Below are 23,047 nucleotides of genomic sequence, written 5' to 3' on the forward strand. Positions count from 1 at the left end.
ATCTTAGATTCCCCAGATGGTGCCGGGACGTCCCTCGAAATGGTCTGCCCCTCCCATCTCGGTCCTGTTAATTTTGGCCGGCCCGGGCGCGCGACTAACTCACGCCTGGACCGGAGGCCCGAATGATACCTGCGACATTCCTGACCAGACTGATTATTCTCAAGGTTGCGATTGTTCTCACGGGCATCTGCGTAGCGCTTGATAGGGCGCCGGCCGCATTTCGGTGGCAGAAATGATCGAGCGGGCGTGGGAGCAAAAGATCGAGCCGCTCACGGTGCGTATATCGACCGCCGTCCGGATCACGGGTCTTAGCAGGTCCCGTATCTACGAGCTGATCCAGTCCGGCGATCTCGAGGTCGTGAAGGTCGGGCGAGCCACGCTTATCCAATATGGTAGCCTGAAGGCGCTCACAGTGGCTTCCGGGACAGCGCAAGGCTGACTCGTCGGAAGAGCGATTATAGGCCCCACGGAGCATCATCTGTATGATGCCCGCTGGGTACAATGATTTCACCTCCGCGGTCGACCGCACGGGCGCCCTGTCTTCGATTTGCCAGCCTTGGGCTTGCGGGAAACTGCCTTCGCTGGCCGGGGCGCTTCCGCTGCATCACGCAGGCCGTCCAGATAGTCCGACCAGTGCTGCATCATGGCAACGCGCTCGTCCCAATATTCGCCACGCGCATATGCGCGGCGAACGGACGATGCCTCCTGATGGGCAAGCTGCCGTTCGATCGCATCAGGGTTCCACCGGCCCATCTCGTTGAGCAGAGTCGCCGCCATCGCACGAAAACCATGGGCGGTCATCTCGCCGGTTTCGTAGCCCAGCCTTCGCAATGCCTGATTGACACCATTCTCCGACATGGGTCGCCTCGGGCGTCCCATGCACGGGAACAAGTGCTGACGATGCCCGGTGATTTCCCGCAGTTCCTCGATCATGCCGAGCACCTGCCGAGAAAGCGGCACCTTGTGCGCCCGCCGCATCTTCATTCTTTCGGCGGGGATCGACCAGATCGCCTTTTCGGCATCGATCTCGCTCCATTCGGCCTGGCGCAGCTCGCCGGGTCGGGCGAATAGGTGTGGCGACAGCCGCATGGCCATGCGCGTGACCGCCTGGCCGGTATAACCGTCCATCGTCTTCAGCAGGATGCCGACCTCGTCGGGATCGGTGATGGCCGCGTGATGCGTGGTTCTAGGAGTCGTCAGCGCACCGCGCAGATCGGCCGCCACATCGCGATCGCAGCGCGCGGTCGCGATGCCGTATCGGAACACGCGGCTCAATATGCTTCGCATGCGGCGGGCGCTTTCGTATCGCCCCTTCGCCTCCACCTTACGCAGGACCGATAGCGCCTCGGTCGGTGTGATCCCGTTGATCGGATGGGAGCCGATCAGCGGATAGGCCATGCCGAGCAGCCAGCGAATCTTGTCCAGCGTGATCTCGGCGCGACCTTCCCGCTCGCACTTTGCGATCCATTCGAGCGCGACATCCTTGAAGGTGGTGGCGACGGCGAATCGGGCCGTCACCTTTTCGCGCTTCTTCTCGAGTGCCGGGTCGAGCCCGGCAGCGATCGCTTTCCTCGCCTCGCGGCATTTCTCGCGGGCATCGGCGAGCGAGGTGGCCGGCCACGGCCCGATATGGAGCGTCTTCTGTCGACCCGCATATCGATAGCGGAAGCGCCAGAGCTTCGAGCCGGTTGTCTGAATGGCGAGGACCAGCCCTTGTCCGTCGGAGAGATTGTACGGCTTCGCCTTGGGCTTGGCGGAGGTGATCTGGAGTTGTGTCAGCATCATCGTGATCCCGGTTTTCTCCGGGTCCACCCAGCAGACACAAAATGAGACTCTTTTTGTGTCTCTTTTGCTGGAATTAGCTGGATCAACCCGGACGGTTGCCAGCGATCGTCGATGAATTGTGCTTTGAAACCAGCCGCTTGCTGGACGCCTCTGGACGAATCCAGAGGCAAAAACTGGTGCCCAGAAGAGGACTCGAACCTCCACGACCTTGCGATCGCCAGCACCTGAAGCTGGTGCGTCTACCAATTCCGCCATCTGGGCACGGGGTAGGCGGGGGGCTCTAGGGGAGCGGTGGCGGCCTTGTCAACACGCCTCCTGATGCGGCAAGGGGTTCGGCGCACGCCACGGCATTAATGGGCAGGATTTTATGAGCATGAACGGCAAACTGGTGACGCTGATCGGTGGCGGCGGGTTCCTGGGGCGCTATGTCGCGCAGGAATTGCTCGCGGCAGGGGCACGGGTGCGAATCGCGCAACGCGATCCGCGCGAGGCGCTGTTCCTGAAGCCACAGGGCGGATTGGGCCAGACTCAGTTCGCCGCAGTCGATGTGACCAAGCCGGACAGCGTAGCCCGCGCCGTCCAGGGATCGGATGCGGTGGTCAATCTGGTCGGCATCCTGTCGGGCGATTTCGATGCGGTGCAGGCGCGCGGGGCGCGGCACGTCGCCGAAGCGGCCAAGGCAACAGGTGTCGGCGCATTGGTGCACATCTCGGCACTTGGCGCGGATGCCGAATCACCTTCGAGCTATGGCCGGACCAAGGGCGAAGGCGAAGCCGCCGTGCTGGCAGCCTTCCCGGGCGCGATCATCCTGCGCCCATCGCTGATGTTCGGACGCGAGGATCAGTTCGTCAATCGCTTCGCCGGGATGGTCGCAAGCGCCCCGATCGTGCCGGTGTTGCGCGCGGGCGTGAAGCTCCAGCCGCTTTATGTCGTCGACGCAGCACAGGCGGTGGTGCGGGCGCTGTCCGACCCAGCCGGGTTTGCCGGCAAGGTTTTCGAGCTGGGCGGACCCGACATCATCACCATGGGCGGCCTGATTCGCTGGATCTCCGGCGCGATCGGCCGTGACCCGACGATCATCGAATTGCCCGATTTTGCCGGAGCGGCGATCGCGAGTTTCGGCTTCCTACCGCTCGCCCCGATCACGCGCGACCAGTGGCGCATGCTGCAGCGTGACAATGTGGTTGCGCAAGGCGACAAAGGGCTCGCAGCATTCGGCATCGACCCAACCCCGCTTGCCGCGGTCGCACCCGGCTGGCTGGTGCGCTATCGTCGGCAAGGGCGTTTCGGCGTCCGGGCCGCGGCGGCCTGAGGCCGATATTTTTCCGCATCGTTGGAACATCGCGGCGAACGCCGCACCAAGGGGGTATCCCGCGTGAACGATCTGATCATCATCATCCTGCTCGGCATCGTCGAGGGGGTGACCGAGTTCCTCCCCGTATCCTCGACCGGCCATCTGATCCTCGCCGGGGCGCTGCTTGGCCTGCCCCAGGCCGATGCGACTTTCGACATCGTGATTCAGCTCGGCGCGATCCTCGCGGTGGTCGTCTTGTTCTGGGGCCGCTTCATGAAGGTGGCGCACGGATTGCTGGCGCGCGATCCGGCGGCTATCCGCTTCACCCGCAATGTCCTGCTTGGCTTTCTTCCGTCGGCGGTGGCCGGAGTAATCGCCTATAAGGCAATCAAGGCCGTGCTCGAGGCACCGACGATCGGGCCGATGGTGGTAGCCATCTCGTTGATTGTCGGCGGCGTGCTGATCCTGCTGATCGAGCGCCTCTCCAAGACCATCACGACGCGATCGGTCGAGGATATGCCCTGGCGTACCGCGCTGATCATCGGTGTGGTGCAATGCCTGTCGATGATCCCGGGCGTCAGCCGCTCCGGTGCGACGATCATGGGTGCACTGACCCTGGGCGTCGATCGTGAGACGGCGGCGGAATACAGCTTCTTTCTTGCGATCCCGACGATGATGGGCGCGACGACGCTCGCGCTGTACAAGGGCCGGCACGAACTGGGCGATGCGCACCTGACCGCGATCGGCATCGGCTTCGTGGTATCGTTCCTGGTCGCCCTGCTGGTGATTCGCTGGTTCGTCGCGTTCGTCGGCAAACATGGATTTGCACCCTTTGCCTGGTATCGGATCATTGCCGGGAGCATCGCCTTGATTGCTTTGTTGGCGCATTGATACCGGATCGGCCATAAATTCACGACGGAAAGTTGCGGAAATCGGACATTTCAGACTTCCTACCGGTTAATAGGTAAGCTGTACTTACCTATTTGTTGATTTTCCCGTGACTTCGGCCGCCCGCACGGCTAAGGCGAGCCTCGTCAAGTGAGCGAGGCCGATGTCTGAATCCATGCTGAAATTCGTGGGAACGCCTCAAGCCTTTCCTGGCAAGCGTGCGCCGAAGCTGCGTGCGGAGGACTTCCGCGAGATCGCCGATCGCTATGCGCCGCCTGCCGCCGAGGATCAGGCCGGACGCTGCTCGCAATGCGGCGTGCCCTATTGCTCAGTGCATTGCCCGTTGCACAATCATATCCCCGACTGGCTGCGCCTGACCGCCGAAGGGCGGCTGCGTGAGGCGTTCGAGTTGAGCAATTCGACATCGACCATGCCCGAGATTTGCGGCCGCATCTGCCCACAGGACCGGCTGTGCGAAGGCAATTGCGTGATCGAATTCTCTGGCCATGGCGCGGTGACGATTGGGTCGGTCGAAAAGTTCATCACCGACACTGCCTGGGAAGAAGGCTGGGTCGAACCACTCGTGGTCGGCGCGCCGCGCGGGCAATCGGTCGGCATCATCGGCGCGGGGCCGGCGGGACTCAGCGCAGCGGAGTATCTACGCGGCTATGGTTATGACGTGCATGTCTATGACCGCTACGACCGCGCCGGCGGATTGCTGACCTACGGCATTCCCGGCTTCAAGCTCGAGAAACATGTCGTCACCCGCCGGGTCAATCGGCTGAAAGAAGGCGGCATCGTCTTCCATGATAATTTCGAGGTCGGTCGCGATGCAAGCATGACCGAATTGCGCCAGCGCCATGACAGCGTGCTGATCGCGACCGGCGTCTATAAACCGCGCGCGATCAAGGCGCCGGGCGTCGGCAGCAACGGCGTGGTCGATGCGCTCGATTTCCTCACCGCATCGAACCGCAAGGGTTTCGGCGACGCCGTGCCCGCCTTTGATGACGGGTCGCTCGACGCGGCGGGCAAGCATGTCGTGGTGATCGGCGGCGGGGATACCGCAATGGATTGCGTCCGCACCGCCGTGCGCCAGGGCGCGGCCTCGGTGAAGTGCCTCTATCGCCGCGACCGCGCCAATATGCCGGGATCGCAGCGTGAAGTCGCCAACGCCGAGGAAGAAGGCGTCGAATTCGTCTGGCTCTCCGCCCCCGAGGCGTTCCTGTCGGGCGACAGCGTTACTGGCGTGAAGGCCAGCCGCATGCGGCTTGGCGCACCCGATGCGAGCGGGCGGCGCGCGCCGGAGATTGATCCGGAGGGCGGTTTCGATGTGCCCGCCGATCTGGTGATCAAGGCATTGGGTTTCGACGCGGAGGATCTGCCGACGATGTTCGGCGTGCCTGAGCTTGGCGTGACGCGCTGGGGCACGCTGCTGGTCGGCAAGACGCTGATGACCAGCCTCGACGGCGTGTTCGCGGCCGGCGACATCGTGCGCGGCGCCAGTCTGGTCGTATGGGCGATCCGCGATGGGCGCGATGTGTCCACGGCGATGCACCAGTGGCTGAAGGCGAAGGCGACCAGCGCGAGGGTGGCGGCGTGACGAGGCTTGCAATCACTCCGTTGATGCTCGCTCTGGCTGTTTCCACCTATGCCTACCCTGCAATAGCGAGAGCACAATCGGCACCCGTCGAGGCGGCCGCCGCCCCCGCAAATCTCCCCCTGCGCCTAGGGGAGCTCTTGATACCGAACAAAATGATGGCGGACAAAGCGGCGGAAGGTTTCGACAGAAACTTCAAAGCAAGTTTGGCTGCAAGTCCCGCACTAGACAAGCAATTTTCCGGCGCTCAGGAAGCTGCCGGAACTGCGGCGCGTAAGCTCCTGATCGACGCAGTAAACGCCAACATAGGCAACCTTCAGTCTGAGATAGCCGCGCTGATCAAAAATGAGTTCAGCGATAGCGAACAGCGGCAATTATACGTGTTTCTGATTTCGCCGATAGGGCGCAAGCTCGTTGCGATGGGCGACCAAGCCCTCCCGTCCGATGACACACGCAACGAACCAGTTGCCAATGATTCGGCGCCGACGATCAAACTCCCCGACAGCGTCGACGGCAACGCTCTCGACAAGTTGAGCGCTGTGGAAAAATCATCCCTCGCCGCGTTCAGTGTAAGCCCGGCCGGGGAAAAGCTGAGCATTGTAACTCCCCGACTTGCACAGTTGATGGAGAATTGGGCTAACACGCTATTGGCTACAAACCGGCCTCTCGTTCAACAAGCCATGGCGGTCGCTATACGCGATTATCGCGCCAACTTGGAATCGAAGAAATGATCGTCGGAACCGAACATGGTTGCGGCGCCTGGAGTAGTATGGACCGCTCCAAAATCGAGGGCAGCGCTCGTGGTACCGGCTTGGTCGCAGCGACCGACGGCAATGCCTTGCTATGCATCATGACGACGCGAAACCCCGCGACCAAACATCTGCCGCCAGCACCCAGGCGGGACAAGAAAGGGCAACCCTGATGAGCAGCCAGATCGCCAATCAGGTGGAGCGCGAACGCCTCGCCCGTGACGGCATGTACCGCCCTGAATTCGAGGGCGATGCTTGCGGCGTCGGCCTGGTCGCGGCCACTGACGGCAGTGCCTCGCGGCGTGTGGTGCAGTCGGCAATCGATGCGCTGAAGGCGGTATGGCACCGCGGCGCTGTCGATGCCGATGGCAAGACCGGCGACGGCGCCGGGCTGCATGTCGATCTGCCGCTCAAATTCTTCGATGATGCGGTCGTCGCCTCGGGGCACAAGGTGCAACCCAACCGGCTCGCGGTCGGCATGATCTTCCTGCCGCGCACTGACCTCGGCGCGCAGGAAGCGTGCCGTACGATCGTCGAGAGCGTAATCATCGAGGAAGGCTATTCGATCTATGGCTGGCGCCAGGTGCCGGTCGATGTCTCGGTAATCGGGCAAAAAGCGCAAGCGACGCGCCCCGAGATCGAGCAGATCATGATCGCCGGGCCGCTGCCCGATGATGCCAGCGCGGCGGAATTCGAGAAGAACCTCTATCTCGTCCGCCGGCGGATCGAGAAGCGCGTTATCGCGGCGCAGATCCAGGGCTTCTATATCTGCTCGCTGTCGTGCCGCTCGATCATCTACAAGGGGCTGTTCCTCGCGGAATCGCTCTCGGTCTTCTATCCCGACCTGCAGGACCAGCGTTTCGAAAGCAGGGTCGCGATCTTCCATCAACGTTATTCGACCAACACTTTCCCGCAATGGTGGCTGGCGCAACCGTTCCGCTGCCTTGCGCATAATGGCGAGATCAACACGATCCGCGGCAACAAGAACTGGATGCTGAGCCACGAGATCCGCATGGCCAGCCTCGCGTTCGGCGATAATTCGGAGGACATCAAGCCGGTCATCCCGGCCGGCGCGTCCGACACCGCCGCGCTCGACGCGGTGTTCGAGGCGATCTGCCGCTCCGGCCGCGATGCGCCGACCGCCAAGCTGATGCTGGTGCCCGAAGCATGGCTGGGCAAGGACGAGATGCCCAAGGCGCATCTCGACATGTACAAATATCTCGCCTCGGTGATGGAGCCGTGGGACGGCCCCGCCGCGCTCGCGATGACCGATGGCCGCTGGGCAGTTGCCGGCATGGACCGAAATGCGCTGCGTCCACTGCGCTATACCCGCACCTCGGACGGACTGCTGATCGTCGGATCGGAAAGCGGCATGGTCGTGGTGCCGGAATCGACCATCATCGAAAAGGGCCGGCTTGGCCCCGGCCAGATGATCGCGATCGATCTCGACAAGGGCGAACTGCTCAAGGACCGCGAGGTCAAGGACCGGCTGGCGGCCGAGGCCGATTATGGCGCGATGATCGGCAATTTTACCGCGATCGACGACCTCCCCGCCCCGCCCGCCGATGCGACGGTGCGCTTCGGCCGCGCCGAACTGATCCGGCGCCAGGTCGCGGCCGGCCAGACCCTGGAGGATATGGAGCTGATCCTGTCGCCGATGGTCGAGGGCGCAAAGGAAGCGATCGGATCAATGGGCGACGACACGCCGCTCGCGGTCATTTCCGACAAGCCACGATTGATCAGCCAGTTCTTCCGGCAGAATTTCAGCCAGGTGACCAATCCGCCGATCGACAGCTTGCGCGAACGCCATGTCATGTCGCTCAAGACGCGCTTCGGCAACCTCGCCAACATCCTTGACACCGAGGATCGGCGCGACGGCGTGCTGGTGCTTGAATCGCCAGTGCTGACCGGTACCGACTGGGCGCGGTTGAAGGCCTATTTCGGATCGGCGGTGGCCGAGATCGACTGCACCTTCGAAGCGAACGGCAAGGCCGAAGACCTGCGTACCGCGATCGCGCGGATTCGCGCCGAAGCCGAACAGGCGGTGCGCGAGGGCAAGAGCGAACTGTTCCTGTCCGACATGAACATCGGTCCCGACCGGGTCGGCATCGCCGGCGTGCTCGCGGCGGCGGCGGTGCATACGCACCTCGTGCGCAAAGGCCTGCGCTCCTATGCCAGCGTCAACATCCAGACCGCCGAATGCCTCGACACGCATTATTATGCGGTGCTGATCGGTGTCGGCGCGACCACAGTCCATGCCTATCTGACCGAAGCGTCGATCGTCGACCGGCACGAACGCGGCCTGTTCGGCGATCTGACACTTGAGGATTGCTTCAAGCGGCACCGCAAGGCGATCGACGAAGGGCTGCTCAAGATCATGTCGAAGATGGGGATCGCGGTGATCTCCAGCTATCGCGGCGGTTATAATTTCGAAGCGGTCGGGTTGAGCCGCGCCCTGGTCAACGACCTGTTCCCGGGCATGCCGGCGAAGATCTCGGGCGAAGGCTATGCCTCGCTGTTCGTCAACGCGGCGGAGCGACACGAGGCGGCCTATGATCCCGCCATCGCCACGCTGCCGATCGGGGGCTTTTATCGCCAGCGGCACACCGGCGAGGCGCATGCCTATTCGGCACAGCTGATGCATTTGCTGCAATCGGCGGTCGGCAACGACAGTTATTCAACCTATCTGCAATTCTCCCGCGGAGTGGAGGCGCTGCCCCCGATTTATCTGCGCGACTTGTTGCAGTTCAATTTCCCCGATGAGGGCGTGGCCGTCGATCAGGTCGAGGCGATCACCGAAATCCGCAAGCGCTTCGTCACCCCGGGCATGAGTCTCGGCGCGCTTGGACCGGAAGCGCATGAAACGCTGGCGATCGCGATGAACCGCATCGGCGCCAAGGCGGTGTCGGGCGAAGGCGGTGAGGACAAGAACCGCTACACGCCTTACGCCAATGGCGACAATGCGAACTCGGGCGTGAAGCAGATCGCTTCGGGCCGCTTCGGCGTCACCGCCGAATATCTCGGTGCGTGCGAGGAAATCGAAATCAAGGTCGCGCAGGGGGCGAAGCCTGGCGAGGGCGGGCAGCTGCCCGGCTTCAAGGTGACCGAGTTCATCGCCAAGCTGCGCCATGCGACGCCAGGCGTGACGCTGATCAGTCCACCGCCGCATCACGACATCTATTCGATCGAGGATCTGGCGCAGCTGATCTACGATCTGAAGCAGGTCAATCCGCGCGCTCGCGTTTGCGTGAAGCTCGTCTCGTCCGCGGGCATCGGCACGGTCGCGGCGGGCGTGGCCAAGGCACATGCCGATGTCATCCTCGTGTCGGGCCATGTCGGCGGGACCGGCGCGTCGCCGCAGACCAGCATCAAATATGCCGGCACGCCCTGGGAAATGGGCCTGTCGGAGGTCAATCAGACACTGACGCTCAACGGCCTGCGCGGGCGGATCAAACTGCGCACCGATGGCGGGTTGAAGACCGGCCGCGATGTGGTGATCGCCGCGATCCTCGGCGCGGAGGAATTCGGTATCGGCACGCTGAGCCTGGTCGCGATGGGCTGCATCATGGTCCGACAATGTCATTCCAACACATGCCCGGTCGGGGTGTGCACGCAGAATGAAACGTTGCGCGCGAAATTCACCGGCACGCCGGAAAAGGTCATCAATCTGATGACTTTCATCGCCGAGGAAGTGCGCGACATCCTCGCCCGGCTCGGCTTTCGCAGCCTCGACGAAGTGATCGGGCGCACTGAGCTGCTGCGTCAGACCAGCCGTGGCGCCGAGCATCTCGATGATCTCGACCTCAACCCGATTCTCGCCAAGGTCGATGCGCCGGACGACCAGCGGCGCTTCTCGCTGACCAGCTTCCGCAACGAAGTGCCCGACAGCCTCGATGCGCAGATGATCAAGGATGCGGCGGCGGTCTTCTCACGCGGTGAGAAGATGCAGCTGACCTATTCGGTGCGCAACACGCACCGTGCGGTCGGCACGCGGCTTTCGAGCGAGATCACCGCCAAGTTCGGCATGTCGACCCTGGCCGATGGGCATGTCCATGTCCGGCTGCGCGGTTCGGCCGGTCAGTCACTCGGCGCATTCCTGTGCAAGGGCGTGACGCTGGAAGTGTTCGGCGACGCCAATGACTATGTCGGCAAGGGGCTCTCGGGCGGCAAGATCGTCGTGCGACCGGTGGTCAGCTCACCTTTGATCAGCCAGCAGAACACGATCATCGGCAACACCGTGTTGTACGGCGCGACCTCGGGCAGCCTGCTCGCGGCGGGTCAGGCGGGTGAACGCTTCGCAGTGCGCAATTCGGGCGCAACCGTGGTGGTCGAGGGCTGCGGCGCGAATGGCTGCGAATATATGACCGGCGGAATCGCGGTCGTGCTCGGCGCGGTGGGGACCAATTTCGGCGCGGGCATGACCGGTGGCATGGCCTTCATCTATGACGAGGACGGCAGCTTCGCGCGCCGCGCCAATCCGGAAAGCATCACCTGGCAGCGGCTGTCGTCGATGCACTGGGAATCGGTGCTGCTCAACCTGGTCCGCGCGCACCATGCCGCGACCGATAGCAAATGGTCGGGCAGCCTGCTCGACGATTGGGGCCGGGTGGTCGACCGTTTCTGGCAAGTCGTGCCGAAGGAAATGCTCACACGGCTGAGTCATCCGCTCGATGACAGCGTGGAGATGGTCGCGGCGGAATAGGCCGGGGTCGCGCACCATCGCCGGCTATGCTAAGGATATCATTGGTATTCGAGTCGATGGTGTCGCGATGAGACGGATCCTGTTGCTTTCCCTGGGCCTTGTCATGGCCACCCCGGCCATGGCGCGAGAGCGCATTCCCGCTGCGCAACGGTCAGCGGAAGGGATGGCGCGCACCCTGTCCGATCCCGAGGTTCAGGACGGTGTGGCGGCAATCATGGGCGATCTGGCCAACGCTCTTCTCGACACGCGCGTTGGCCCGCTCGCGCGCTATACCGACCCACAGGATGACGTTCGCCCGGACGATACGCTGGGTGCGCTGGTCAGGCGCGACGATCCTGGGTTCGACCGGAATCTTCGCGATCAGACACGTGGCGCCGTTGCCACCGCCGGCACCATGGCGGGCGACGTGGCGGCGATGAGCGGAGAGATGAACGCCACCCTTGAGCGCCTGCGTCGCGTGCTCAAGTCGACCGGAAACGGGAAGAAAAGCCGATCTTCTTACGACAACTGACGTCAACCGCTGGACGTCCCTGCGCCTCGCGTTAAGTAGGCAGGGATGTGGCAACTCCATCAATTCCCCCTGTGTCCCTTTTCCCGCAAGGTCCGGCTCCTGCTCGGCGAAAAGAGCATCGGCTATGATCTCGTGCGCGAATCACCCTGGGAGCGGCGCGACGAGTTTCTCGACATGAATCCGGCCGGCCAGGTGCCGGTGATGACCGATCCCGCGCGCAAGATCCTGTTGATGGATTCGATGGCAATCTGCGAATATCTCGAAGAGACGGTCGAAAAGTCCGCGATGATCAACGGCACCGCGGTCAACCGCGCCGAAATCCGCCGGCTGGTCGCCTGGTTCGACACGCAATTCTTCGCCGACATCACCGCGCCGTTGCTGCGCGAGCGGATGGAAAAACGGCTGGTGACCAAGGAATCGCCCGATTCCAAGGTGCTGCGCGAGGCGATGAAGGCCGCTGTACGGCATCTCGACTATACCGATTATCTGCTCGACCATCACAACTGGATGGCCGGATCGACGATGAGCCTCGCCGATCTCGCGGCCGCCGCGCAGATTTCGGTGACCGACTATCTTGGCGGGATCGACTGGAAGAACCATGAACAGACCGCAAAATGGTATCGCGGACTGAAGAGCCGCCCGAGCTTCCGCCCTTTGCTGTCGGAACGGATGGAGGGGATCACCCCGCCCAAACATTATGACGATGTGGACTTCGATCTCTGATGCACGCAACGCATGACCCGGCGGCGGCGGCCGCAGCGACGATCGGTTTCGACGACTTTCTGGCGGTCGATATCCGCATCGGAACGATCGTCGAAGCGCTGCCTTTCCCGGAAGCGCGCAAGCCGGCGTACAAGCTGGCGATCGATTTCGGCCCGACGATCGGAATCAAGCGCTCTTCGGCACAAATCACCGAACATTATACGCTGGAAGAACTGCCCGGCCGCCAGGTTGCCGCGGTGGTCAATTTCCCGCCGCGCCAGATTGGCCCGATGATGTCCGAAGTGCTGACGCTGGGGTTCCCCGATGCCGAGGGGAAAGTCGTATTGTTCAGCCCGAGCGTAGCGGTACCGAATGGCGGACGGCTCTTCTGAGTCCACTATCAGACGCATGAGCAGCGGCTGAGGTGATGCACGAGGCTGTTTTCGACACTGAGAAAGAGCGCGCCGATATAAGTTCGGCAAAGGGTGACGTGCCCCATCCCGTATCATGGTTGAATCGCCGCTGGTGACAACGCTGCGCGCGCTGCGAGAGATATGTTACACCGGTTTGTTACATATCTCGTTCCGCCGGCGGATCGGCGAGAATTTCATATAACTCTTTATATATCAGATGCTTGCGATAGAAATAGCGGGCTAGAATCGCGGCACTTAGCACGATGCAGGTGCTTTCCAGGCCTTTTCCCGCTTCCACGGGAAAGGGCCTGGAAGAACCGCAATTCGCCACCGCTACCCCGCCAAGCTCCGCGAAGCCTGCTCGAACATATCCTTGGACAGGCCCGGCGTTGCGACGATCCGTTCCAATTCCGCACGCATCAACGCACCACGCTTTTCGTCGAAACGGCGCCAGCGACCGAGCGGCGGGATCAGCTTGGCGGCGGTCTGCGGGTTGAGCTTGTCGAGCGCGATCAGTTGATCAGCGACGAAGCGATAGCCTTCGCCCGACGCCTGGTTGAACGCGCGTTGATTGACGCTGAATGCCCCGACCAGTGCCCGGGCGCGGTTCGGGTTGGCGAGCGTGAAATCACGGTGACGCACCAGCTCGGCCACCATCGCCGGCGTGTCGTCACGCGCCGACAGCGCCTGGGTCGAGAACCATTTGTCGAGCACCAGCGCATTGTCGCTGTAGCGATTGTAGAAGATGTCGAGCGCGGCGATCCGTTCCGGCGCGTTGCCACTGACGAGTGTGGCCAGCGCGCCTTGCCGATCGGTCATATTGTCCGCCGCCTCGAACTGGCGGAAGGCCAGCGTCGCGGCATCGGCCGCGCCGCTGGCAGCGATATAGCCAAGCGCGACGGTCTTCAGCCGGCGCTGGCCCTTGGCCGAGGGCGAATATTCGAACTTCGCGGCCCGGGCACCCTCATAAGCCGAACGCCATAGCGCCTCGAGCGCTCGACCCAGGTCGCGGCGTAGCGCTTCGCGTGCACGGAAAATCGCTTCGGGATCGACCAGCGCCATCTGGTCGCCAATGAAACTGTCCGACGGCAACAGCACCGCTTCGGCGATGAACGCCGCATCGAGCTGCGGATTCTTGAGCGTGTTGGCGACCGCCGCGATCACCGCCGCGTGATCGGCCTGACCATGTTTCGCGCCCTCGACCAGCGTGTCGAGCATCAACTGCTGCATCGCTTCGTACCGGGCGAACGGGTCGTCGTCGTGCGCCGACAGGAAAGCGAGATCAGCCGCCGATCGGTCGGTCTCGACGATAACCGGTGCGGAAAAGCCGCGATTGATCGACAGGACCGGGCGTTCGGTGACGGTTTCGAAGCTGATCCGCTCCTCCGCATCGGACAGCAGAATAAGCTGTTCCGGCCCGATTGCCTGCGCAGTCTCGGCACCGAACAGTTTGAGCTTGAGTGGCAACACCATCGGCAGCTTGTCGGGCTGACCCGGCGTCGGCGGCATGCGTTGCGCCAGCGTCAGCACCGCGTGGCCGCTGCCGGGTTCATGGCTGAGCGATGCGGAAACGCGCGGCGTGCCGGCCTGCGAATACCAAAGCCGAAACTGGGCAAGGTCGATGCCGCCGCCCTCTTCCATGCTCGCAACGAAATCCTCGCAGGTCGCCGCCGTGCCGTCGAAGCGGTCGAAATAGAGATCCGTCGCGGCGCGGAATTTCTTCGGCCCGAGCATCGTCGCCATCATACGGATGACTTCGGCGCCCTTGTTGTAGATCGTCGCGGTGTAGAAATTGGAGATTTCGAGATAGGCGTCGGGACGGATCGGATGCGCCAGCGGGCCCGAATCCTCCGGGAATTGCGCGGCGCGAAGCCCGCGCACATCCTCGATCCGCTTGACCGCCGCCGATCCCTGATCGGCCGAAAAGCTCTGGTCGCGGAAGACCGTAAAGCCTTCCTTCAGGCTGAGCTGGAACCAGTCGCGGCAGGTGACGCGGTTGCCCGACCAATTGTGGAAATATTCATGCGCGACGACCGCGGCGATGGCGTCGAAATCATAATCGGTCGCGGTCTCCGCATCGGCCAGGATGTAGCGCGAATTGAAGATGTTGAGGCCCTTGTTCTCCATCGCGCCGAAGTTGAAATCGTCGACCGCGACGATGTTGAACACGTCCAGGTCATATTCGCGACCGTAAACGTCCTCGTCCCATTTCATCGAGGTCTTGAGCGCTTCGATGGCATGCGCGGTCTTGGGCAGATCGGCGGGGCGCACCCAGATACCAAGCGCGACCTCGCGGCCCGATTGCGTGACGAAGGTCGCACGGTTGGCGACCAGGTCGCCCGCAACCATCGCGAACAGATAGCAGGGCTTGGGATAGGGATCATGCCATTCGGCCCAGTGCCGCCCATCGCCAAGATCGCCCGCGCCGACCGGATCGCCATTGGCAAGCAGCACCGGGAAGCGATGCTTATCCGCCGCCATGCGCACCTTGTAGCGAGTCAGCACATCGGGCCGGTCGGGGAAGAAAGTGATGCGACGGAACCCTTCCGCCTCGCACTGGGTACAGAGATTGCCGCCCGAAGCGTAGAGCCCCATCAACTGGGTATTGCGCTCGGGTGCGATCTCCACTTCGGTTTCGATCACATGATCGGAACCGGTCAATGGGATGACCAGCGCATCATCCTCGATCCGCCAGTCGTTGATCGCCACACCATCGACCTTGACCAGGGACGGCGTCTGCCCCGCACCATCGAGGATCAGCGGCCGGTCATGCGCGCTGGTGCGCACCACGTTCAGCGTCGCCCGCACCCGGGTCGATGCCGGATCAAGGTCGAGGTCGAGCGCAATCTCCGGCACCTGCCAGTCGGGCGGGCGATAATCCTCACGGCGGGTGACGGCGGGATGGGCGGTGGCGGTCTGAACGTCTAACATCGACGCCGATCTACAGGACGCAGCAAGGGCTGCACCACAGAAATCTTGCAGGCATGCATGATCGCCGGAATTTCGCGTGCGTGCAGGACGGGACGCTGAACACGCACGGCAGGCCACTGAAATCTCATACTCTTGCGTGACCGTGCAGCAATGCTAGTCCGCTGATACACGGATGGCCGAAAAGGACCGGGAATGTTTCGAGTTATCGGCGCGGTAGCGCTTGCCGGCCTGGCCGGCGCGGCAATCGCCCAAAGCAAACCAGCCCCTGCTCCAGCCCCCACACTGACCCCGACATCCGCTCCCAAAGCCTCCAAGTCGAGCGCCGCCGCGATCAATGCGATCGTCAATGCCGTGCTGCCCGACGATCAGGCGGCGATGAAGGCGCATGTCATGTTTCTCGCCTCCGACGCGATGCGCGGGCGTGAGGCGGGCAGCCCGGAATTCGACATCGCCGCGCAATATGTCGCGGCGCAATTCTATGCCGCCGGGCTGCGTCCCGCCGGCCAGGATGGCGGCTATATCCAGAAGGTGCCGCTGACCACCTACAAGGCGGCCGACAAGGGCAATTTCGTGCTGACCCGGGCCGGCACGCCACCCCAGGCGCTGGTCTTTGGCGAGGATTACACACCGGGCGCCAATCCCGGCCGGCGCGAGACGGCGATCGACGCGCCGGTGGTCTTTGTCGGCTTCGGCATTGTCGCGCCGGATGCGAAGCGCGACGATTATGCCGGGGTCGATGTGCGCGGCAAGATCGTCGCCTATTTCGGTGGCGCGCCGAACAGCCTGCAATCCGAGGAGCGCGCGCATTTCTCGAGCCCCGCGACCAAGGCAGTGATCGCGGCGGAGCATGGCGCGGTCGGCACAATCACGCTCGACCGGCCCGGCCTGGTGCGCGGGCGAACCTTTGCCAGCCTGGTGCGCGACTGGGATCAGACACGCACGACCTGGGCCAATCCCGACGGGACCGGCGAGAATGCCGGAGTGCCGGGCCTGGGTACGGTCAGCGCGGCCGGCGCGGCCAAATTATTCGCCGGGTCGAAGGTCAAATGGGACGATGCCTTCAAACAATCGTCCAATAGCGAAACCCGATTCAAGGCGACCGAGCTGCCCGGAACGCTGACCGTCGCGCTGAAGACGAGCTTCGAACCGGAGACGAGCGCCAATGTCGCGGGGATCATCCCGGGCGGCGACCCGAAGCTCGGCAAGGAGATCGTCATCCTGTCCGCGCATCTCGATCATATCGGTATCGGCAAGCCCGACGCGACCGGCGACACGATCAACAATGGCGCGGAGGACAATGCGGTCGGCATCGCCTCATTGATCGAGGAAGCCAGGCGCTTCAAGGCAAGCGGCAAACCGCCACGCCGCAGCGTCATGTTCCTCGCCGTGACCGCCGAGGAAAAGGGTCTGGTCGGATCGGACTATTTCGCCAAACACCCGACCGTGCCGAAGGAGAATATCGTCGCCGACGTCAATCTCGACATGCCGCTGCTGACCTATCGCTTCGAGGATATGGTGGTGTTCGGTGCCGATCGCTCCACGCTTGGCCCGATCGTCAGCAAGGCGGTCGCCGGAGTCGGGGTGACCATGTCGCCCGATCCCGATCCGTCACAAGCGATCTTCGTGCGGTCGGATCATTACCGCTTCGTGCAGCAGGGCATTCCTTCGGTCTTTCTGTGGCCAGGTCAGGCGGGCGGCGGCAAGGTGGCCTGGGCAAAGTTCTTCGCCGATAATTATCATCAGCCATCGGACGAAGTGTCGCTGCCGATCGACTGGGCGCAAGGCATTCGCTTCGTCGATGCGAACTATGCGATCGCGCGCGAGATCGCCGATGGCGACGACCGGCCACGGTGGAACAAGGGCGATTTCTTCGGCCTGCTCTACAAGGGATATGGTGCGAAATAGAGCGCTGCCGTCAACCGCCGTCATGCCGAACTGCGCGGTCAGTGGCCCAAAGGAACTGTACCAGCAGAACGAACAGCCACGCCTGAATACTGAAACAAGGTCAGCATGACAGTATAGGGAAATTTGGGGGAACGACGATGCGCAAGGCAATCATCTGGGGCGGTCTCGCGCTCGCCGCCGTCACGCTGCCGGCCATGGCCCATGCGGCCAATCCCGGCTTCGACGTCGAACAGGCGACACGCGCTTATCTCGACATCCTGCAGGGACCAGCGCGCGCCAAATCCGATGCCTATTTCGAGGGCGGGTATTGGCTGACTTTGTGGTCGGCGCTGATCGCGATCGCTTCCTATCTCCTGCTTCTCCCGACCGGCCTGTCGGCGCGCTTTCGCGACTGGTCGGAGCGGCTGGTCAAACGGCGCTGGCTGCAGCCGGCGATCTACGCCGTGCCCTTCACCCTGGCGAGCACGCTGATCGTTCTGCCCTGGACGATCTACACCGGCTATTTTCGCGAGAAGCAATATGGGCTGATGAACCAGAGCTTCGCCGCCTGGTCCGGCGAACAGGCGATCGGCCTGGGGCTCGGCATCCTTCTCAACATGATCCTGTTGACCGTGCTGTTCGCAGCGATCCGGCGCTTTCGCCGGACCTGGTGGATCTGGGGCGCGGGCACGATGATCGTCTTCGCGCTATTCGGCGCATTGATCGCACCGGTGTTCATCGCACCATTGTTCAACAAATATACCGAATTGCCGAACGGGCCGATCCGCGACCGGATCGTCGCGATGGCCCGGTCGAACGCCATCCCCGCCGATCATATCTATCTGTTCGACGCGTCGAAACAGACCAAGCGTATTTCCGCCAATGTCTCGGGGCTTGGGCCGACGATCCGCATCTCGCTCAACGACAATCTGCTCAACCGCACCGCGCCGAACGAAGTCGCCGCGGTGATGGGGCATGAGATGGGCCATTATGTACTCAACCATGTGACCAAGATGATCGCGATGTTCGCGGCGATCTTCCTGATCGTGTTCGGCATCATCTATCGCGCCGGGCCGGCGATGATCGCGCGCCATAGCGCACGCTGGCGCGTCCGCGATATTGCCGACCCTGCGGCAACGCCGGTGCTCGCGCTGATGGCGGCGGTGGCGGCGCTGGTGCTGACGCCGGTGCTCAACACGATCGTTCGCATCAACGAAAGCGAAGCCGATGCCTTTGGCCTGAATGTCGCGCGCGAACCGGACGGTTTCGCAAAGGTCGCGATGCGGCTGTCGGAATATCGCAAGATCGAACCCGGCCCGATCGAGGAGATGTTGTTCTTCGATCACCCGTCGGGCGCGACGCGCGTGCGCATGTCGATGCAATGGAAGAAGGATCATGTCCCTGGTGCGACGATGGTCAAGCCGGACCTGAAGCTCGACCAGTAGCGGCCCGGACTGATGTCCTCGCTGCTGATCTTCGGTCTGGGATATACGTCGGGCCGGCTCGCGGATCGGCTGCGCGGCGAAGGCTGGCGTGTGACCGGCACCAGCCGTGACGGGCGTGACGGCACGATCGCTCTTGCCGATCGCACGCGGCTGCTGCCCGAGATCGCGGCGGCGAGCCATATCCTGTCATCGGTGCCGCCCGAGGGCGATGCCGATCCCGTGCTGACGGCCTATGGCGATGTGCTGACGGAGTCCCCGGCCTGGCTCGGCTATCTGTCCTCGACCGGCGTCTATGGTGACGCGCGCGGCGGCTGGGTCGATGAAAGCGCGCCAATCGCCGGCCGGCGCGCGGGTCGTGCGACCGCCGATGGCGCCTGGCTGGCATTGGGCGCCCGCATTTTCCGCCTGCCCGGTATCTACGGCCCGGGCCGATCGGCGCTCGACCGTGTGGCGGAGGGGCGCGCGCATCGTGTCGACGTGCCTGATCAGGTGTTCAGCCGGGTGCATGTCGATGATATCGTCAGCGGTGTCATTGCCGCGCTCAGCGCCCCGCCGGGCGCCTATAACCTTGCCGACGATGCACCATGCGGGCAGAATGACGTGATCGCGTTCGCCGCCACATTGCTTGGCCGCCCTGCCCCGCCTTTTGTCGATCTCGCCACGCTTTCACCGCCCGCGCGCGCTTTCTATGCCGAGAACCGGCGCGTTGCGAACGGCAAGGCGAAGCGCGTGCTCGGCTGGCGGCCGGCCTATCCCGACTACCGGTTCGGCCTGCGCGCCTTGAGTGCGATGACCAGCCCGATCATCGCCAGTGCCGCGCCGGCGCCGGCCAGCAGCGACCAGCGATAGCCCTCGAAGATCGTCGACAACAGCATTGCGATGACCGGTACGATCACCCCGGAATAGGCCGCTTTGGCCGGACCGATGATCCGGAGCACGCCGAAATAGAGCGTGAAGGCGATCGCCGAGGCAATCACCCCGAGATAGAGCACGCCAAGCAGATAGGCCGGGCGCAACTCGATCACCGGCGGCCCGGTCAGCGTCCAGGCGATCGCCGCGTCCATCCCGGCGCCGATCAGCATGGCGATGCCGAGCATGACAGCCATCGGATAATGTTTCGCGGTCCCGGTCGCCTGCATGATATTGGCGGTCGAGGCCGACATGATGGCGGCAAGCGTGAAGCCGATGCCCATCAGCGCCATGCCGGGCCCGGACGGGCTGTGACGCGCCTCATGCACGAACAGCAAGGCGACGCCGGCCATCGCTACCGCCGACCCGACGAGCAATTGCCGGCCAAGCCGCTGGCCGAGGAAAATGCGCCCGAACAGCGCGTTCGGCACCAGCATCAGTGCGAAGATCACCGCCACCAGCCCCGAGGTGATGTAGGTTTCGGCGCGGTAGACGAAGTTGAAATTAAGGCAGAACTGGAACAACGCCAGTCCGGTCGCGAAAGCCCAGCCGCGCGCATCGAGCGCGATGCGCTCGCGCCGGATCGCGGCATAGATCAACATCGTCACGCCGCCCACCAGGAAGCGATAGGTCACCGACCAACTCGGCGGCACCACGCCGAGCTGGTCCTTGATGACCAGCCAGGTCGAGCCCCAGATCAGCGTGACGATGGTGAAGGGGATCAGGACCGAGAGACGCGAGGATTGGGGCGGCCGGGCGTCACTGCCGATGACGGTCATAACCGCTCGGCCAACTTGCGTTCCCATGCCACCGCATCGCCGACGATCGTATCGAGATCATCGCGTTCGGGGGTCCAGTCGAGCGTGGCGAGGATCGCGCGGTTGTCGGCGATCAGCGCTGCCGGATCACCCGCGCGACGGCCTTCGAAACGGCGCTCGATCGTGCGGTTGGTGACGCGGTCGACCGCATCGAGCACCTGAGTGACCGAGAAGCCCCGGCCATAGCCGGCGTTGAGGATATGGCTCTTCGCCGGTTCGGCGATCAGCAGGTCGAGCGCCGCGACATGCGCCGCGGCAAGATCACTGACATGGATATAGTCGCGCACACCGGTGCCGTCGGGCGTGTCGAAATCAGTCCCGAAGATCGCCACCGCATCGCGCTTGCCGGTCGCCGCCTCTACCGCGACCTTGATCAGATGCGTCGCGCCGGCGGTCGACTGACCCGTGCGCCCTTGCGGGTCCGCCCCGGCAACATTGAAGTAGCGCAGCGCGGCATAGTTGATCGGGTGCGCCGCCGCGACATCGCGCAGCATCGCCTCGGTCATCAGCTTCGACATGCCGTACGGATTGATCGGCACGGTCGGGCTGTCCTCGGTGACTTTCTCCGTGGCCGGCGTGCCATAGGTCGCGGCGGTCGAGGAGAAGATAAAGTGCGGCACGCCCTCGGCGACCGCGCTTTCGAGCAGCGCGCGGCTCGCAACGGTGTTGTTGCGGTAATATTTGAGCGGATCACTGACTGATTCGGGCACCACCACCGACCCGGCGAAATGCATGATCGCCTTGATGTGATGACCACGAATCGCGGCGCGCACGCGGCCGTCATCCTCGATATTCGCTTCGATCAGTGTAGCGCGTGGATCGACCGCCCAGGCAAAGCCGGTCACCAGATTGTCGATCACCACGACGCGGTATCCGGCATCGAGCAGCGCGAGCACCGCATGGCTGCCGATATAGCCCGCCCCGCCCGTCACCAGCACCGTCATGTCGCGCATCGTCTTGACCTCGCTTCGTTCGCGTGTCCGCCTATCAGCGCGGATTGCCTCACGCCACCGCGTTCCTATCTTAGAAAGACAAATCGAGGAGCTTATCATGGCAAGCGAAGTCGCCACGCTGGCGGGCGGATGTTTCTGGTGCACCGAAGCGGTGTTCAACGATGTGATCGGGGTCGAGAAGGTCGAGAGTGGCTATATCGGCGGGACGCTGCCCAACCCGACCTATCGTCAGGTGTGCGGCGGTGATACCGGCCATGCCGAGGCGATCCGCGTGACCTTCGACCGCGACCAGGTCAGCTATGGCGATTTGCTCGACATGTTCTTCGCGACGCATGATCCGACACAACTCAATCGCCAGGGCAATGACGTCGGCACGCAATATCGCTCGGCGATCTTCCCGCATTCGCCCGAACAGGAAACCGAAGCCCGCGCGGCAATGGCGCGCGCTGCAGTCGATGTGAGCGGCCCGATCGTAACCACGATCGAACCACTGACCGAATGGTATCCGGCCGAGGATTATCACCAGGAATATTGGCAGGGCGACGGGCAGCGCAATCCCTATTGCCAGGCGGTGATTCCGCCCAAGCTGAAAAAGCTTCGGAAGAGCTTCGCTGCGCGGATCAAGGCGGAAGCAGCCTGACTTCCAGCCCCTCCCCGCAACGGGGAGGGGCCTCAACTAATTCAGAGCGCTTCGCCTTCGATCGGCGGCTTGGCCTTCGCATCAGCGCCGAGCGCCTTGTAGACCAGCCCGCCAAGGATACCGCCGGCGATCGGCGCGACCCAGAACCACACCAATTGCGTCAGCGCCCAGCCGCCGACGATCAGCGCCGGCCCCGTGCTGCGCGCCGGGTTGACCGAGGTGTTGGTGATCGGGATGCTGATCAGATGGATCAGGGTCAGCGCGAGGCCGATCGCGATCGGCGCGAAGCCGGCCGGCGCGCGCGTGTCGGTCGATCCCATGATCACGAGCAGGAAGAAGAAGGTCAGCACGACTTCGGCGATCAGACCGGCCTGGAGCGAATAATGGCCGGGCGAATGATCCGCCAAACCGTTGGCGGCGAGGCCATTGGCGGCGAGCGAATAATCGGGATTGCCGCTGGCGATGCAATACAACAGGCCCGCCGCGACGATCGCGCCGACGACCTGAGCAACGACGTAGAGCGGAATGTCCTTGGCCGGGAAACGACCGCCGGCCCAGAGCCCGACGGTCACAGCGGGATTGAGATGGCAGCCCGAGATATGGCCGATCGAATAGGCCATGGTCAGGACGGTCAGGCCGAATGCGAGCGAGACGCCGGCCAGGCCGATGCCGACTTGCGGAAAGGCAGCGGCAAACACCGCGCTGCCGCAGCCGCCAAAGACAAGCCAGAATGTACCGAGAAACTCCGCGAGACCGCGTTGCGTATTGGTCATGTCGTCCTCCCTGGGGTCTATGTCCGGGGAAGATGACCTATCGTTGCGTCTTC

At 63.3% G+C, this 23,047-nt stretch carries 18 protein-coding genes and 1 tRNA gene; 13 read left to right on the forward strand and 6 right to left on the reverse strand.

The window, feature by feature from the left end; all coding sequences use genetic code 11:
- The first annotated feature begins 232 nt into the window (after nt 1-232).
- Nucleotides 233-439 (forward strand): helix-turn-helix domain-containing protein, encoded by a 207-nt coding sequence (locus tag OO12_RS01830; RefSeq protein WP_034156932.1) that lies wholly within the window; start codon nt 233-235, stop codon nt 437-439.
- Nucleotides 440-507: 68 nt separating this feature from the next.
- On the opposite strand, the gene OO12_RS01835 is transcribed toward OO12_RS01830, so the two are convergent.
- Both OO12_RS01835 and OO12_RS01840 read right to left on the reverse strand, forming a co-directional pair.
- Nucleotides 508-1,782 (reverse strand): tyrosine-type recombinase/integrase, encoded by a 1,275-nt coding sequence (locus tag OO12_RS01835; RefSeq protein ID WP_052215424.1) that lies wholly within the window; start codon nt 1,780-1,782, stop codon nt 508-510.
- A 177-nt stretch (nt 1,783-1,959) separates the two neighbouring features.
- Nucleotides 1,960-2,046, reverse strand: a tRNA-Leu gene (locus OO12_RS01840).
- Between the two features lie 112 nt (nt 2,047-2,158).
- On the opposite strand from OO12_RS01840, the gene OO12_RS01845 reads away from it, so the two are divergent.
- The 8 genes from OO12_RS01845 to OO12_RS01880 all read left to right on the forward strand — a co-directional run bounded on the left by OO12_RS01845 (nt 2,159) and on the right by OO12_RS01880 (nt 12,620).
- A complete protein-coding gene (locus OO12_RS01845) occupies nt 2,159-3,097 on the forward strand; it encodes a complex I NDUFA9 subunit family protein (RefSeq protein ID WP_034156956.1) in 939 nt (312 codons plus the stop codon).
- Nucleotides 3,098-3,160: 63 nt separating this feature from the next.
- On the forward strand, nt 3,161-3,970 hold the full coding sequence (locus OO12_RS01850; protein WP_034156957.1) for an undecaprenyl-diphosphate phosphatase: 810 nt from the start codon (nt 3,161-3,163) through the stop codon (nt 3,968-3,970).
- A gap of 172 nt (nt 3,971-4,142) precedes the next feature.
- Nucleotides 4,143-5,567 (forward strand): NAD(P)-dependent oxidoreductase, encoded by a 1,425-nt coding sequence (locus OO12_RS01855; RefSeq protein ID WP_443024536.1) that lies wholly within the window; start codon nt 4,143-4,145, stop codon nt 5,565-5,567.
- On the forward strand, nt 5,525-6,295 hold the full coding sequence (locus OO12_RS01860; RefSeq protein WP_034156934.1) for a hypothetical protein: 771 nt from the start codon (nt 5,525-5,527) through the stop codon (nt 6,293-6,295). Before OO12_RS01855 ends, OO12_RS01860 begins: the two co-directional genes overlap by 43 nt.
- 190 nt (nt 6,296-6,485) lie before the next feature.
- The gene (gene gltB / locus OO12_RS01865; RefSeq protein ID WP_034156958.1) at nt 6,486-11,015 is read left to right on the forward strand and encodes a glutamate synthase large subunit; all 4,530 of its coding nucleotides are present in this window, start codon (nt 6,486-6,488) and stop codon (nt 11,013-11,015) included.
- Nucleotides 11,016-11,118: 103 nt separating this feature from the next.
- Nucleotides 11,119-11,526, forward strand: a complete 408-nt coding sequence (locus OO12_RS01870; protein ID WP_160296712.1) for a hypothetical protein — start codon at nt 11,119-11,121, stop codon at nt 11,524-11,526.
- Between the two features lie 45 nt (nt 11,527-11,571).
- The gene (locus OO12_RS01875; protein WP_034156936.1) at nt 11,572-12,249 is read left to right on the forward strand and encodes a glutathione S-transferase family protein; all 678 of its coding nucleotides are present in this window, start codon (nt 11,572-11,574) and stop codon (nt 12,247-12,249) included.
- Nucleotides 12,249-12,620, forward strand: coding sequence for a tRNA-binding protein (locus OO12_RS01880; RefSeq protein ID WP_034156937.1), 372 nt, complete (start codon nt 12,249-12,251; stop codon nt 12,618-12,620). Before OO12_RS01875 ends, OO12_RS01880 begins: the two co-directional genes overlap by 1 nt.
- A 354-nt stretch (nt 12,621-12,974) precedes the next feature.
- Here OO12_RS01880 and pepN read toward each other — a convergent pair whose 3' ends face one another.
- Complete coding sequence (gene pepN / locus OO12_RS01885) at nt 12,975-15,572, reverse strand: aminopeptidase N (RefSeq protein WP_034156938.1); 2,598 nt, start codon at nt 15,570-15,572, stop codon at nt 12,975-12,977.
- A gap of 192 nt (nt 15,573-15,764) precedes the next feature.
- On the opposite strand from pepN, the gene OO12_RS01890 reads away from it, so the two are divergent.
- The 3 genes from OO12_RS01890 to OO12_RS01900 all read left to right on the forward strand — a co-directional run bounded on the left by OO12_RS01890 (nt 15,765) and on the right by OO12_RS01900 (nt 19,750).
- The gene (locus tag OO12_RS01890; protein ID WP_034156939.1) at nt 15,765-17,477 is read left to right on the forward strand and encodes a M28 family metallopeptidase; all 1,713 of its coding nucleotides are present in this window, start codon (nt 15,765-15,767) and stop codon (nt 17,475-17,477) included.
- 137 nt (nt 17,478-17,614) lie between these two features.
- Nucleotides 17,615-18,901, forward strand: coding sequence for a M48 family metallopeptidase (locus tag OO12_RS01895; RefSeq protein WP_082006283.1), 1,287 nt, complete (start codon nt 17,615-17,617; stop codon nt 18,899-18,901).
- A 12-nt stretch (nt 18,902-18,913) separates the two neighbouring features.
- Entirely contained in the window at nt 18,914-19,750 is an 837-nt protein-coding gene (locus OO12_RS01900; protein WP_034156940.1) for an epimerase, read from the forward strand.
- Here the strand turns inward: OO12_RS01900 and OO12_RS01905 are convergent.
- Both OO12_RS01905 and galE read right to left on the reverse strand, forming a co-directional pair.
- A complete protein-coding gene (locus OO12_RS01905; protein WP_034156941.1) occupies nt 19,660-20,589 on the reverse strand; it encodes a DMT family transporter in 930 nt (309 codons plus the stop codon). The two genes, OO12_RS01900 and OO12_RS01905, sit on opposite strands and share 91 nt — an antisense overlap.
- Nucleotides 20,586-21,581, reverse strand: a complete 996-nt coding sequence (gene galE, locus OO12_RS01910; RefSeq protein ID WP_034156942.1) for a UDP-glucose 4-epimerase GalE — start codon at nt 21,579-21,581, stop codon at nt 20,586-20,588. Before galE ends, OO12_RS01905 begins: the two co-directional genes overlap by 4 nt.
- A 97-nt stretch (nt 21,582-21,678) precedes the next feature.
- Between galE and msrA the strand changes: the two genes are divergently transcribed.
- Nucleotides 21,679-22,221: a peptide-methionine (S)-S-oxide reductase MsrA gene (msrA, locus tag OO12_RS01915; RefSeq protein ID WP_034156943.1), complete on the forward strand. Its 543-nt coding sequence runs from the start codon at nt 21,679-21,681 to the stop codon at nt 22,219-22,221.
- Between the two features lie 41 nt (nt 22,222-22,262).
- Here msrA and aqpZ read toward each other — a convergent pair whose 3' ends face one another.
- Nucleotides 22,263-22,994, reverse strand: coding sequence for an aquaporin Z (gene aqpZ, locus OO12_RS01920; RefSeq protein WP_034156944.1), 732 nt, complete (start codon nt 22,992-22,994; stop codon nt 22,263-22,265).
- Nucleotides 22,995-23,047: the final 53 nt, after the last annotated feature.

Source organism: Sphingomonas sp. ERG5, from assembly GCF_000803065.1.
Classification (GTDB): domain Bacteria; phylum Pseudomonadota; class Alphaproteobacteria; order Sphingomonadales; family Sphingomonadaceae; genus Sphingomonas.